The sequence below is a fragment of the Streptomyces sp. NBC_00045 genome (assembly GCF_045041095.1).
In the GTDB taxonomy this organism is placed as follows: domain Bacteria; phylum Actinomycetota; class Actinomycetes; order Streptomycetales; family Streptomycetaceae; genus Streptomyces.
This window is the reverse complement of the sequence record NZ_CP108271.1, coordinates 1-12,709: the sequence shown is the minus strand read 5'-3', so window position 1 is coordinate 12,709 and position 12,709 is coordinate 1. Positions and strand designations below refer to the sequence as shown.

At 68.9% G+C, this 12,709-nt stretch carries 17 protein-coding genes and 3 pseudogenes; 12 read left to right on the top strand and 8 right to left on the bottom strand.

What is annotated here, in order from left to right; all coding sequences use genetic code 11:
* Positions 1-35 precede the first annotated feature (35 nt).
* On the bottom strand, positions 36-491 hold the full coding sequence (locus OHA65_RS00100) for a hypothetical protein (protein ID WP_405760581.1): 456 nt from the start codon (positions 489-491) through the stop codon (positions 36-38).
* A 149-nt stretch (positions 492-640) separates the two neighbouring features.
* Here OHA65_RS00100 and OHA65_RS00095 point away from each other — a divergent pair.
* Positions 641-1,180, top strand: a pseudogene (locus OHA65_RS00095) (PQQ-binding-like beta-propeller repeat protein); the annotation flags it as partial.
* A gap of 14 nt (positions 1,181-1,194) precedes the next feature.
* Positions 1,195-1,260, top strand: coding sequence for a hypothetical protein (locus OHA65_RS00090; RefSeq protein WP_405763343.1), 66 nt, complete (start codon positions 1,195-1,197; stop codon positions 1,258-1,260).
* Positions 1,261-1,488: 228 nt separating this feature from the next.
* On the opposite strand, the pseudogene OHA65_RS00085 reads toward OHA65_RS00090, so the two are convergent.
* The 3 genes and pseudogenes from OHA65_RS00085 to OHA65_RS00075 all read right to left on the bottom strand — a co-directional run.
* Positions 1,489-1,656, bottom strand: a pseudogene (locus OHA65_RS00085) (transposase); the annotation flags it as partial.
* 280 nt (positions 1,657-1,936) lie between these two features.
* A complete protein-coding gene (locus OHA65_RS00080; protein ID WP_405760578.1) occupies positions 1,937-2,359 on the bottom strand; it encodes a hypothetical protein in 423 nt (140 codons plus the stop codon).
* A gap of 321 nt (positions 2,360-2,680) precedes the next feature.
* Positions 2,681-3,025, bottom strand: coding sequence for a transposase (locus OHA65_RS00075; protein ID WP_327280995.1), 345 nt, complete (start codon positions 3,023-3,025; stop codon positions 2,681-2,683).
* 460 nt (positions 3,026-3,485) lie between these two features.
* Here OHA65_RS00075 and OHA65_RS00070 point away from each other — a divergent pair, with 460 nt between their 5' ends.
* Positions 3,486-3,815 (top strand): transposase, encoded by a 330-nt coding sequence (locus tag OHA65_RS00070; protein ID WP_328760989.1) that lies wholly within the window; start codon positions 3,486-3,488, stop codon positions 3,813-3,815.
* Positions 3,812-4,717: an IS3 family transposase gene (locus OHA65_RS00065; RefSeq protein ID WP_405760573.1), complete on the top strand. Its 906-nt coding sequence runs from the start codon at positions 3,812-3,814 to the stop codon at positions 4,715-4,717. The genes OHA65_RS00070 and OHA65_RS00065 overlap by 4 nt, the downstream gene beginning before the upstream one ends.
* 30 nt (positions 4,718-4,747) lie before the next feature.
* Here the strand turns inward: OHA65_RS00065 and OHA65_RS00060 are convergent, their stop codons facing one another.
* From OHA65_RS00060 to OHA65_RS00050, 3 genes are read right to left on the bottom strand one after another with little or no spacing between them, the layout of a single operon-like run.
* On the bottom strand, positions 4,748-5,122 hold the full coding sequence (locus OHA65_RS00060) for a hypothetical protein (protein WP_327280992.1): 375 nt from the start codon (positions 5,120-5,122) through the stop codon (positions 4,748-4,750).
* Positions 5,119-5,796 (bottom strand): hypothetical protein, encoded by a 678-nt coding sequence (locus tag OHA65_RS00055; RefSeq protein ID WP_405760569.1) that lies wholly within the window; start codon positions 5,794-5,796, stop codon positions 5,119-5,121. The genes OHA65_RS00060 and OHA65_RS00055 overlap by 4 nt, the downstream gene beginning before the upstream one ends.
* Positions 5,787-6,431, bottom strand: coding sequence for a sigma-70 family RNA polymerase sigma factor (locus OHA65_RS00050; protein WP_327280990.1), 645 nt, complete (start codon positions 6,429-6,431; stop codon positions 5,787-5,789). Before OHA65_RS00050 ends, OHA65_RS00055 begins: the two co-directional genes overlap by 10 nt.
* Positions 6,432-6,597: 166 nt before the next feature.
* Here OHA65_RS00050 and OHA65_RS00045 point away from each other — a divergent pair, with 166 nt between their 5' ends.
* The 6 genes from OHA65_RS00045 to OHA65_RS00020 all read left to right on the top strand — a co-directional run bounded on the left by OHA65_RS00045 (position 6,598) and on the right by OHA65_RS00020 (position 9,386).
* Positions 6,598-7,077, top strand: a complete 480-nt coding sequence (locus OHA65_RS00045) for an Asp23/Gls24 family envelope stress response protein (protein ID WP_327280989.1) — start codon at positions 6,598-6,600, stop codon at positions 7,075-7,077.
* Between the two features lie 62 nt (positions 7,078-7,139).
* On the top strand, positions 7,140-7,322 hold the full coding sequence (locus tag OHA65_RS00040; RefSeq protein ID WP_327280988.1) for a hypothetical protein: 183 nt from the start codon (positions 7,140-7,142) through the stop codon (positions 7,320-7,322).
* A gap of 83 nt (positions 7,323-7,405) precedes the next feature.
* Complete coding sequence (locus OHA65_RS00035) at positions 7,406-7,723, top strand: hypothetical protein (RefSeq protein WP_327280987.1); 318 nt, start codon at positions 7,406-7,408, stop codon at positions 7,721-7,723.
* A 35-nt stretch (positions 7,724-7,758) separates the two neighbouring features.
* Complete coding sequence (locus OHA65_RS00030) at positions 7,759-8,406, top strand: DUF6286 domain-containing protein (protein ID WP_327280986.1); 648 nt, start codon at positions 7,759-7,761, stop codon at positions 8,404-8,406.
* A gap of 44 nt (positions 8,407-8,450) precedes the next feature.
* Entirely contained in the window at positions 8,451-9,053 is a 603-nt protein-coding gene (locus OHA65_RS00025; RefSeq protein ID WP_327280985.1) for an alkaline shock response membrane anchor protein AmaP, read from the top strand.
* Positions 9,054-9,059: 6 nt separating this feature from the next.
* Positions 9,060-9,386, top strand: coding sequence for a transposase (locus OHA65_RS00020; protein ID WP_405760564.1), 327 nt, complete (start codon positions 9,060-9,062; stop codon positions 9,384-9,386).
* A gap of 596 nt (positions 9,387-9,982) precedes the next feature.
* Here OHA65_RS00020 and OHA65_RS00015 read toward each other — a convergent pair.
* Positions 9,983-10,084 (bottom strand): annotated as a pseudogene (locus OHA65_RS00015) (hypothetical protein); the annotation flags it as partial.
* A 438-nt stretch (positions 10,085-10,522) separates the two neighbouring features.
* On the opposite strand from OHA65_RS00015, the gene OHA65_RS00010 reads away from it, so the two are divergent.
* Together OHA65_RS00010 and OHA65_RS00005 are read left to right on the top strand one after the other, a co-directional pair.
* Positions 10,523-10,726, top strand: a complete 204-nt coding sequence (locus tag OHA65_RS00010) for a cold-shock protein (RefSeq protein ID WP_008734853.1) — start codon at positions 10,523-10,525, stop codon at positions 10,724-10,726.
* A 315-nt stretch (positions 10,727-11,041) separates the two neighbouring features.
* A complete protein-coding gene (locus tag OHA65_RS00005) occupies positions 11,042-12,574 on the top strand; it encodes a DEAD/DEAH box helicase (RefSeq protein WP_327280984.1) in 1,533 nt (510 codons plus the stop codon).
* Positions 12,575-12,709: the final 135 nt, after the last annotated feature.

Below are 12,709 nucleotides of genomic sequence, written 5' to 3'. Positions count from 1 at the left end.
CAGTTACGCCACTTTGGCATGCAGGGCCGGGACGGTTACAGGCGAGCGGTGAACTTCGCGTCGCCCAGTTTGCGCAGCCAGCCGCGGTCCGCGAGCTTGACCAACTTCGCCCGCAGCGGCTCCAACTTCCCTCGCACCTCCACTTGAAGGCCCAACTCCTCGCCCACCGTCCGCACCTGCACCGGACCGCCGACGGCCCGCACGATCTCCAGGATCCGGCGGTAGTCGCCGGGCAGCGCGGTCTCGTCCGGGCTGTCGCCGCGGTGCGGGACCAGCGGCACCGCCCGCCCGCCGACCTGCGCCGACGCCGGTGCGACGGCAGCCCGTTCCCCGGCGATCTGCTCGCTCATCCTCGCCAGAACCCGCTCGGCGACCGCGAGTTCGTCCCGGTCGGCCCGCACCTGGTCCAGCTGCTTGACCAGCTGTTCTTCCAGACTGTCCAGTTCCGCGCAGCGCACGGCGATCCGTTCCAGCACCTCGGGGTCCACCATGCCCGGGAGCGTAAGAGTCCCTGGGCTGGAACGGACCAGAACCCGCGAAGACCTCCCTGCCCGACGATCTACACGGCAGACTGCCCCGCGCGACCAGCACGAGCACCCGCGCACAGAATCACACCAGGCCCGTGACCTGCCACTTCACGATGCACACCACTCACTGGGCCTTCACCACCAGTGGAATGGTGCGCTCGTCGCCGACGGTGGTTGACGGGATCGTGTACTTCGGCAGTGACGACGGTGGGCTGTACGCGGTGGACGCGAGGAGCGGAGAGAAGCGCTGGTCCTTCACCACGGGCAGGAAGGTGCGCTCGTCGCCGGCGGTGGTCGACGGCGTCGTCTACGTCGGCAGCGACAACGGCAAGCTCCACGCGGTGGACGCGGATACCGGGCGGGAGCGCTGGTCCTTCCACACCAAGGCCCGCCTGCGCTCGTCGCCAGCGATGGCCAACGGCATCGTCTACATCGCAAGCGCAAGGGTCGCGAAAATCACCGATAGGGATGTGATGCCCAAGCCGTATGCGGTTGATGCGGCCACGGGACGCGAACGCTGGTCCTCCGAAATCGGTTCGAATGAGGTCCTCTCGCCTGTGGTGGCCAACGGCATCGTCTACGTCGCCTTCAGCTCTGTGCGTTGCCGGCGGATACCGGGCTACAGCACTGGGTCCACCCTTTGGGCAACAGCGCGGCGTCGTCGCCGGTGGTCGCCGATGGAGTCGTGCACCTCTCCGATGCGTCCAACACGCTGTATGCCGTGCAGACATAAGGCAGGCGCTGCGGTGAATTCCGGTTCGCGCCCACGAGCCGTCGGCCATAAGGCTGCCTGACTGGTACACGGAAACCCCCGTACGCCTTGACGTACGGGGGTTTCTGCGGTCTGCCCTCGTTGCTCTAAATGAGAACTGGTCTGTCCTTGGGCTGGAAGGGCGGGGCGGCTGGTGTACGGAGATCCGTGGGCGTGGGCGGTTGAGGAACCGGCGAAGCGGTTCCATGCGGGGAAGTCCGCAGGCACCGCTCTCCCGGCAATGCCGCCCGCGATCAGGTAGCGCACCGCGTCGACCAGCTGCCGGTGGCAGTAGCTCTCCGGCTGCCCGCCCCTTCCCTCAAGCCAGGCGGGCACGGGCATCGCGTCGCGTACGACTGCCCACTCCGCGTCGGTCATGTCCGAGGGGTACCTCGGACGCCTGTGCGGCCGGTCCCCGGCGTTCCCGAACCGGTGAGCGAGGCAATCACACGGCAGGGGCGCGGAGTTGGATGGCAATGTCACGGAGACGGAAGACTGCGGTACCAGGGGCCTCCTGTTGCTCGACTGGATTCGACACCCGCGAGCTGTACGGGAGGCCCCACTTTCATGCCCTGCCGACCAGGAAATCGCCCGACCAAGTCGGCAGACTCGAACTCATGATCACCAAGGTCGATAGAGCAACCGCTAGTTAGCGCACTCAGCGCACGAAGTCCGTTACTGTGCCGTGGTTGTCGGGAGAGGCCAGGCCCCAGAGGATCAGTCCCACGATGATTGCCAGCAGGATCAGCCCCGGCACGTTCTCGGGCCCCCAACCGACGGGCTGCCGAACCGGTGGGCTGGGTGTGGCGTCGTCGCGTGCAGCGTCGGAGTCGGCGCGCTGCCAGGGTGCGACATCGGCCTCACCCCGGGCGATCCGCGCGGCCACGTGGCGTACGTCGGCCGCGTGGTAGGTCGGCTCACGGGTCAGGTCCAGGGAGGGCGCAGCCGAGGTACGTACGCTGTTGGCCCGCGCCACGGCCGTGATGCTCATCGGCCTGATCTGCGGCCAGATCTCCCGGACTTCGGCCTTCGTCAGCCAGCCTTCCCCGTCCTGATGGTCCTGCTCGTCCGCTGCCCCCATTCGAAGTCCGCCCCCTCGCTCGCCGATCACCCTTGGCTTGATACCCAGACCGCCGAAAGATCACCCGGCCGGACAGTCACACTCGAACTCACGCCCACCGTGATCGGTGTGGCAACGGCTTCTCAGGTCAGGCGGTGCGCGCGCGGGCTCTCCTGATGAGGCGCTCTGCGTCCGGGGCGCTGACAGAGGGAAAGCGCTTCGCGCCACCAATCCCCTGCGGGCTGAAGGAACCGACTCGCCTCAACCGTCCGGGGCCGTGGTGCCGCTGACCCCGAGGACCCTTGCGAGAAGAGCCACCGACGGCTTGGCAGCGGAGGCGATCTACGGAAGCCAGGGGGTGTTCCAGTCGTCGGTCGCCTGCGGCGTGGGCGAGGGGTCCGGGGTGTCGCGGGTCTGGTCTGTGTGGCGGGGGAGCGGGCGGATGGCGGTGAGGTAGGTGAGGATGCTGTGCCAGGTGCCGTCGGTGTTCCATAGGCGCAGGCGTTCGGCGCAGCGGTGCCAGGGTCCGTAGCGGGTGGGCAGGTCGTGCCAGCGCCGTCCGCCTCGTTGCTGCCACAGGATGCCGTTGACGATGGCCCGGTAGTCCGGCCCGCCGGGCCCGCAGCGGGGCAGCAGCGCGCGGATCGTAGCCCATTCCTGGTCGTCGAGGTCGTCGGATTCGTTCACACCATGTCAACGGGGCTTTCTGCGGACCGGCAACGCCCGCCCTCCGCGGAATGCACGCTTCTGCTGCGACCGGTTGCCACTGGGCCGGTCGCTGGGCAGGGCCTGCCGCCGACCCCCGGCCATGCCTGATGGAGCCTCCTCAAGAAGGAAGATCCCCGAGGCCGCCGTGGCCTCGCGACTGCCTGGTCGACATGTTTTCCCGCGCTCGAGGACGGCTGCCGCAAGGAAGCCGAGGCACACGACGATATCGACCGTGCGATCAAGGCTCAACGGGGTGCATGGCCGGGGTCGAGGCTCAGTACGCGCAGGCAGGGGTCTGCTGTTGCTGGGCTGGTTTTCCACGGTTTCTCTCCGCGTGTCTGTGACTGCTGGGAGCGTCGGTGGGTAAGAGGTGAGAGGTCTTGCCCGTGCCCCTCCCCTCGTAGCGTGGAGTCCGTGATTGCAGGGGAAGTTGGGGTTTATGGGTTCCAAGCAACGGATGTACACGCCTGAGTTTCGTGAGGGTGCTGTACGCATCGTGATCGAGACGGGCAGGCCGATCCCGGAGGTCGCCGAGGATCTCGGCGTCCACTCCGGCACGCTGCACAGCTGGGTGTCGCGATGGCGGCGCAACGGGTCGGCGTCGTCCGACCGGCCGGCCGAGCCCGCGCCGGGCGGCCGGATGCGCGAAGCCGAGCGCGCCGAGCTGGAGCGGCTACGGCGGGAGATGTCGGAGAAGAACAAGCGGATACGCGAGCTGGAGATGGAGCGTGATGTCCTCAAGCGATGCATGGTCCTCTGGGTGAAGTGACCGGGACGGACCCGGCCGCCCTGGCCGCGTTCATCGGTAACCAGAGGACCGAGCACCGAGTCCCGCACCGTCTGGCCTGCCAGATCCTGGAGGTGTCGGAGTTCTGGTTCTACAAGTGGCGCGACAAGTCCACCACTGCGCGTGAAGTCCGGCGGGGACAGCTGGCCGACGCGATCACGGGGATCTTCGGGGGCTCCGGCGGCACCTATGGCTCCCCGAAGGTCTGGGTCCTTCTGGTCCGCGCGGGCTGGCGGGTCTCGGTGAACACCGTGGCCCGCCTCATGGTCGAACTCGGCCTGGCCGGACGGAAGGTTCGCCACCGGCGGGGGCTGACCCGGCCCGGCAAACGGCCGGCGGCCCCGGACTTCGTGCGCCGTGACTTCACCGCGGACGCTCCGGACCAGCTGTGGTGCGGCGACATGACCGAGATCACCACCGGTGAGGGCAAGCTCTACCTGGCCACCGTCATCGACCTGTTCTCGCGTCGATCGCTCGGCTATGCGATGGGCGCCCGTCACGACGCCGATCTCGTCGTCGCCTCCCTGAACATGGCCACGGCCACCCGCGGCGGTGACGTCAGGGGCGTGATCTTTCACAGCGACCGCGGATACGTCTCCCGGCGCTTTTGCAGGACCTGCCGCCACCTGGGCGTAACCCAGCCCATGGGCCGCGTCGGGTCGTGTTTCGACAACGCCGTCAGCGAGGCGTTCAACAGCGTCCTCAAGGTCGAGTACGTCCACCGGCACACCTTCACCACCCGCACCGAGGCCCGGCTGAGGATCGCGACCTGGATCACCGGCTTCTACAACACCCGACGGCTACACAGCGTATGCAGGTACCACAGCCCGATCGACTACGAACGAGACCACCAGGCCGACCCCACCGTGGAGCTGGCCGCTTGAAAGATCTCCACAGCCCGAGGGGATTGACATCTACGTCGTTCCCCTGATGGTGCGGGTCACGGTGACCAGTACGGTGATGGGCCCAACCGCGCCGTGCTGCGACAGGGATGCGGTGACTGCGGCGCGCACCTCTTCACGGGCTTGGCGCGCGATGTCGACGATACGGTTGTCGGCTTGCAGGATGCAGCGCACTTCCACCTGCCATCCTCCTCTCGGCATGTGCTCGCAGCGGATGCGGCCTGCCTCGCGGTGCACGTCGCTCCCTGCCGTCACGCTGTGATGCGTGAGTGATGCTGCGTGGGCCAGCCGGTCGGCGAGCGTGGGCTGGAGGGCTATGACGCCGGGAACGGCGAGGGCTGCTGTGGCTGCGGTCCGCTGGATGGCTTCGCGGTGAGAGGTACTCATCGTTCCCTCCACCCGACCCGCTCGGCGGCGTCCTGCACCCGGTGGAGCTCCAGCACCGCGTTGACTTCCACGTCGACTGTGGCGACGGCGAGACCGAGGGCCTGCTCGGCTGCGAACAGGACGGCCCGGCGCACTGCTGCGGCCACCTCTCGCAGCGGCTGGTCGAGCGTGGCCGAAACCGTGATGGTGACGGCGTGGACTGCAGGACCGGCGGGGGTTGGGATCAGACGGCAGCTGGCAGCGCGGGCGCCCGCCACTGTGTCGGCGGCCCGGCGCAGCACTTTGGCCGCGGCGCTTTCCGCGATGCGCAGGTCACCTTGGGGGTCGTCCAGCAGCAGCATCGTGCCCAGCCGTACTTCAGCTCTGACCGCATTGATCACCCGGTTGGCGAGACTGCGACTGTCGGGTTGCTCCTCGGCTCGCAACGCGCGAGCGGCACGGTCCAGGGCCGTGAGGCCCTCGATGGCTTCGCGACATTGGGGACACCGGCTGTAGTGGGGATCTGCCGCCCCGGCCCGGTCCCGTGCCTGTTCCCACACATAGCCCAGGGATCGTCCACAGGGCAGCAGCTCCGCGGCGGCGAGCAACTCAGCGTCGTGAGGCACCCCGCCGCTTGTGCCGTGCACGATGGCGGGCTCGTCGCCCGAGGTGCGGTGCGGGCCGTTCAGCGCCATGGGCGCATCGCCTCCATCAGAGTGCGTCGTGCGCGGGCCAGTCTGCCGCGCACTGTTTGTTCGCTGGATCCCAGGACGTGGGCGATCTCGGCGTAGTGCAGGCCGTGAAGTTCCCGCAGGACCCAGCACGCGCGAAGGTCCGGGCGCAGGTCCATGAGTGCTCGTATGAGGGCGGCGGTCGCCGCGTCCGTTTCGGCGGTTCGTGGCGGTGAGCTGCCGGTGTCTGTGGCAGGCGGTTCTGCAATGGCGTCCAGCGGTACCGGGCGAGGCCGGCGGCGCAGGACGTTGAGGCAGCGGTTGGTCACGATGCGGTACATCCATGTGCTGAAGGCAGCACCGCGACGGAATTCGGGCAGCTGCCGCCAGGCGCTGATGAACGCATCCTGCACGGCGTCCTCGGCGTCCGCCCGGTTACCGAGCAGGTGCCGTGCCAGAGCGAGCAGGCGCGCGCTGTGTCTGCGGACCAGGACCGCGAACGCCTCCTCATCGCCTTCGGACGCCCGTACCGCGAGCAGGTCGTCGTCCAATTCGTCGGCAGCATCCAGATCGGCTGCGGCGAGGGCGATCGACTGCGGCGCCGGCCGTACCAGGAGGTCCTGGCTGGGTGGGGGAGGGGCAGTGGTCCGGTTGCGCATCCGCCGCTCGCTTTCTGCCGGAGATTCTCCTCGCGGCCTGCGTACGCACTCCTCGATGGTACGGCTGGGACGCGTGGCAAAGCAGAGTGAGGAATGTCAGGGCGGTGTGTCTAACAGGATGAGGGCGCCGCTCCGGCGTCCCGACGGACTTGCTGGGGAGGTCCTTATGTCGGACACCATCAACCCCGCCGCGGGCGGGAGCGGGTCGCGCCCCGCTGGCAAGGCGCTTTCGGGTGAGACCGGCGCCGGGACGGCGCCCGAGACACGGGGTCGCACGACGATCGCCGACAGCGTGGTCGAGAAGATCGCTGGAATGGCCACCCGCGAGGTGGCAGGCATCCACAGCCTCGGCTCCGGCATGTCCCGCACTCTGGGGGCGGTGACGGACAAGGTGTCCGGCGGCCGGCCCAGCGTTTCCCGTGGTGTGAAGGTCGAGGTGGGCGAGCGGCAGGCTGCCGTCGATCTCGACGTGGTCGTGGAGTACGGCTTCGCGATCGTGGAGGTCGCCGCCGAGGTCCGCACCAGCGTCATCACTGCTGTGGAGCGCATGACCGGTCTGGAGGTCGTCGAAGTGAACATCACTGTCGATGACGTTCACCTGCCCGACGAGGAGGACGACGAGGAGGATGGCGGCCGCGTGCAGTGACTCCTCGGATTCTGCCGGCGACCGGTCCGAGAAGAAGAGCAACCCGAAATCAGGTGAGTGATATGAACGCAGCAACGGTGGGTCTGCTTACCGGCATGGCCCTGGGCTTCGCCGCCTTTTTCGGCGGCTTCTGGGCGTTCCTGCTGGTGGCATTCCTGGGCCTGGTGGGCCTGATCATCGGCCGTATGGTGCAGGGTGACCTCGAGCTTTCCGACTTCACGCGCTCCTCCCGGGACCGGCAGTGACAGCGCAGCGCGCCGCTGCAGGGCCCGGGGCAGCCGCCCCCACCGGGGCGGTGGCCCTACCACCCGCTGAACGCGGCGCCACCGTGATCCCGGAAAAGGTGGTGGCCCGCATCGCGGCCCGTGCGGCAAAGGAGGCGCTGGCCGAGCGCACCGACGCCTCCACCGCACACACGGAACTGACCGCGCCCCGCGCCTCGGCGACCGTAGGCAGCGGCTCCGCACGGCTGCGGCTCAGCGTGGATCTGCCCTACCCGACAGACCTCGCCCGCGCCTCCCGCCAGGTGCAGCACTACGTCAGCGAGCGAGTAGCGCACCTGACCGGAATACGCGTCACCGAGGTCACCCTCGCCATCGAGCGCCTCGTTCCCGCCGACGGTCTGGAACACCGGCGCGTGCAGTGAACCGGAGCGAATTGCGACCGGGAAGGAGAGGCGGCATGGAACGCAACCGAGGCGCACCGGCGCCGACAGAGCGACCCACGGCGACCGACGAGGTCACCTCCCGCACCGCGGCGCTGCCGGCCCAGAAGCCCCCACCCGGGCCGCGTCCGGCGCGGCGCCCGTGGTCCGCGCGCCGGATACCCGCGGCGCTCACGGCGCTGATCGTCGGGGCTGCGGCCGGCATCCTCCTGTTCGACGTCGTCAGGGTTCGTGCGGGCAGCTCAGCCGCAGCGTGGCGCAGGCACCTGGCAGACGAACTGGCCACACGCCCGCTGGACGACACCCTCGTTCAAATCGGCGCCGGAGTCATCGCCGCCCTCGGTCTCTGGCTGATCATCCTGGCGCTGAGCCCCGGCCTGCGCCGCCAGCTGCCCCTGCGGACTCCCGGTCCGCTGATGCACGCCGTGCTGGACCGCTCAGCCGCGGAACTCCAGCTGCGGGATGCCGCGATGCGCGTCCCCGGCGTCAGCGCTGCCAAGGTCAAGTTCTTCCAACATCGCGTCAAGGCACGCGCGGATGTCCGCTTCCGCGCCCCCGACGACGTCAAGACGGATCTGCGGGCCGCTCTGTTGGAGCAACTCGACCGGCTCTCCCTCGCCCGCCCTCCGCGGCTGGACGTGCGGGTACGCCCCCGCGACAAGTAGCCCCCGGGTGAGCGACGCCCGAAGCGGCAGGAAAGGGGATTTCGATGAAGAGGCAGTCCGCAGTCAACCGAACCCTGCTGGCCACGGCTGGCATCATCCTGCTCGGCATGGGCCTGCTGATCCTGGCGGGCGGCTTCGATCTCTACCGGAGCTGGCGCATGACTCCACCCGACGGCTGGCCCCTGACCACCCCTGCCGACGTCCTCCTCAGCGACGCCGACCGCACCCGCTGGAGCGGTGAAGGATGGTGGTGGCCCGCGGTCATCGCAGCCCTGGTCATCGTCGTCCTGCTCGCCCTGTGGTGGCTGCTCGCGCAACGCCGCGGCCCGCACCCCGGCCCCATGACCGTGGCAGACACGACAGCCGTGGACGGGGTGGAACTGCCCGAGGGCGCGCTTGGCGACGCCCTCGCCGCCGATGCCGTCCGGCTGCGCGGAGTCCGTCAGGCCCGTGCACGTATGACCGGACGGTCCCGCCGTCCCGAGGCCGATCTCGACATCACGCTCGCCCCCGGCACCGATCCCGGCCCCGTTCTGCAGGAGCTGTACGACGGACCACTGGAACGTGCACGCCAGTCCACGGGCCGCGACCTCACCGCCCGTGCCTACCTGCGGGCGTCTTCGCACAAGTCCCACCGCGTGGACTAGCACGAGGTGTTGTTCGCGACGAAGACCGAGCACTTCAAGGCCATGCTCCAGCGTGCGGTGGAGGCCGGCGTCGCGTTCGCGTGGGTCACCGCGGACGAGGCCTACGGGCAGTCGAAATCCCTCAGGTGCTGGATGGAACAGCGGGCCATCAGCCATGTGATGTGTGTGAAGACCAGCTACACCGTCATCACCCGAGGCGCGGGAGAACGCCGCGTCGACGAGCTGGTAGCCGGTCTCGCACCACAGGCCTGGAAGAATGGGGAGGGCCCGATTGGCCGCGGCGCCCTCGGCGGTGCAGGGGTCGGCGAGCAGGATCTCCAGGGCTTCCGGTGACAGGCTCGGGTTGGTGGCCGCTGCCCGGCGCACCGACGCGTCGGGGTCCTCCACCAGGGGGGGTCGGGCAATGCGGGACCGGCTGCGGCCAGGGCCCGTACCTCGGGATCCGGGTGGTCGATGAGGTGAGCCCGGCCGGCACGGGGGAACGTGGGCAGGTCCAGCAGGTCCAGCAGGTCCAGCAGGTCCAGCAGGTGCGGACGGTGGGCAGGGCGGGTGACGAAGACATCCAGGAGGAGGTGCGGCGGAGCCAGCGGGTGGTGGCAGGCCAGCCGGATCCTTACCTCCTCGTCGTCGTCCTGCGCGAGCGTCTCGGCGAGTTCCGCCGACAGCCCGGGCCAACTTGCCGCAACCTGACGGAGCACCGGCTCCTCGGACACCGCACAGGCGGCGAACCAGTCGGGCGATGGCCCGACGTCCGGCTCTATATGCGACCTGGTGAACGGCTCGCCGATCGGGCAGGTGCAGTCAGGACCGTGCCCGAGGACCTGATCGATCGCCCAGTACTCCGCCCAGGTGTGGAGCAAGGGGTGGAGGCGCGCGCACATCCGCACGTCCTCGTCCGGGTCCTGCATCAACTCCGCCACCAGGTCCGGTCCTACGTCGGGCCGGGCGGCGACCGACGCGCGTACCTCCGCGTCGGGGTGGCGGGCGAGACGGGCGAGGGCGTAGGCGGGGATGTGCGGGTTCCGGGCCATGGGGAGCACCGTGCCGTTTGTGAAGCACTGCTCGACGAGCGCGGGGGACAGAGACTCGCCCCAATACGGCCTCACCCAGGCCAACTTCGCGACGACCTCGCCGCCGCATCCTGCAGCCGACGGCGAGCACTTAAAAACGCTGCGCTCGGGGTGAATCAATATCTGTCACCGCGACCTAAGAATTTAACGGATCCTGCGGGGAGAGTTTCTACCGCCGCACGGCAGCCGGAAATATTCAACGCACACAAGCCGCTGCAGCGTGCTACTGTCGATCTCGGTTGCAGTTTTGGTACCCAAGAACTTCAAGCGTATCCAGTCGGGCTTCAGGCCGCAGGAAGCGCTTCGTATTTCCCGGTCATTTCCGGGTGGGGCATCATCGCGGCGACACGGCGTCCGCACAGTGCAGACGTTGATGTATTGCCCCAAAGGAGATATGACATGGCTGCTGGTACCGTCAAGTGGTTCAACGCGGAAAAGGGTTTCGGCTTCATCGAGCAGGACGGTGGCGGCGCTGACGTGTTCGCCCACTACTCGAACATCGCCGCCCAGGGGTTCCGCGAGCTGAACGAGGGCCAGAAGGTCACCTTCGACATCGCGCAGGGCCAGAAGGGCCCGACGGCCGAGAACATCGTTCCCGCCTGACGCTGACACGCATTCTGCAGCTGGGGCCCGCATCCCTCGGGGTGCGGGCCCCAGCTGCATGCATTTCCCGCATGCGGTCACCCGCGGTATTAAAAACTGAGAGATCGTTCGACTGGCCCTCTCGGAGCTGCACCCGATTTCGTTTCTTGGATGTCGCGTCCACATGACGCCACCTTATTTCAGCGTCTGAGCCCGAACAGATTCCTGTCCGCCAGATCCGCTATCGCATTCCATTCGGCCCGTTCTCGCAATTCCGTGCGCCGCTCCTACGCTGCGGGAATTCCTTGATACGTGCCGTATCAAGGAAGGTTCCGCATGAACCCCACACGTACGAACGAGCGCTCTTCTCGCACCCGCGGCCGCACCGGCGGCCCTGCTTTCGGCACCGGCGCCGGTTCGGGGCGGGGCAGCCGCTTCGGCGCGTCGACCCCGAGCCGCTCCGGAGCCCCGAGCCGTTCCGGAGGTCCGAGCCGCTCGGGCGGATACGGCCGCCGTCCCGCCGCGATCCAGGGCGAGTTCGCACCGCCGAAGACGATCACCCCCGCGCTGCACGCCGTCGAGGCCTTCGCCGACCTCGACATGCCGGCCCAGCTGCTGGCCACGCTCACCCGTGAGGGCATGGCCACGCCGTTCCCGATCCAGGCCGCGACGCTGCCCAACACCCTCGCGGGCCGTGACGTCCTCGGCCGCGGCCGTACCGGCTCCGGCAAGACCCTGGCCTTCGGCCTCGCGCTGCTGGCCCGTACGGCCGGCCAGAGCGCCGAGCCGGGTCAGCCGCTCGCGCTGGTCCTCGTACCGACGCGAGAGCTCGCCCAGCAGGTCACCGCCGCGCTCACCCCCTACGCCCGGGCGGTCAAGCTGCGCCTGGCCACCGTGGTTGGCGGCATGCCGATCCAGCGCCAGGCCGGTGCGCTGCGCGCCGGAGCCGAAGTGGTCGTCGCCACGCCCGGCCGCCTCAAGGACCTCATCGACCGTGGTGACTGCCGCCTGAACCAGGTCGCCATCACCGTCCTCGACGAGGCCGATCAGATGGCCGACATGGGCTTCATGCCGCAGGTCACCGCTCTCCTCGACCAGGTACGTCCCGAGGGGCAGCGGATGCTGTTCTCCGCCACCCTCGACCGCAACGTCGACCTGCTGGTCCGCCGCTACCTGACCGACCCGGTCGTGCACTCTGTCGACCCCTCGCAGGGCGCGGTGACCACGATGGAGCACCACGTCCTGCACGTCCACGGCGCCGACAAGCAGCGGACGACGACGGAGATCGCGGCCCGCGACGGCCGCGTGATCATGTTCCTGGACACCAAGCACGCCGTGGACCGCCTCACCCAGGACCTCCTCGACAGCGGTGTCCGCGCCGCGGCCCTGCACGGCGGGAAGTCCCAGCCGCAGCGGACCCGGACCTTGGCCCAGTTCAAGACCGGGCATGTCACCGTGCTGGTCGCCACCAACGTGGCGGCGCGCGGCATCCACGTCGACAATCTGGACCTCGTCGTCAACGTGGACCCGCCGACCGACCCCAAGGACTACCTCCATCGCGGCGGCCGCACCGCCCGGGCCGGCGAGTCCGGCAGCGTCGTCACCCTCGTCACCCCCAACCAGCGCCGCGAGATGGCCCGCTTGATGACGGCCGCGGGCATCACCCCGCTGACCACCCAGGTCCGCTCGGGAGACGAGGCCCTGAACCGCATCACCGGTGCCCAGGCCCCCTCCGGCATCCCCGTCACCATCACCGCACCGATGTCCGAGCGGCCCAAGCGCAGCACGGCCTCCCGCGGTCGACGCGGGCCCACGTCGGCTGCCCGGCGCGCGAGCCTGCGACAGACCGCCTTTGACGCGGCGGCCTGAGAACCACGTGATCAGGACACTGACCCACCTCTGCAGGAGGCACCTTTTGACGCTGGTCCAGATGCAGCCCCGCCCGGCGCATGCCGATGCTCATGCCGACCTCGTCCACCGGACGGTGGACGACGCCATGGAACC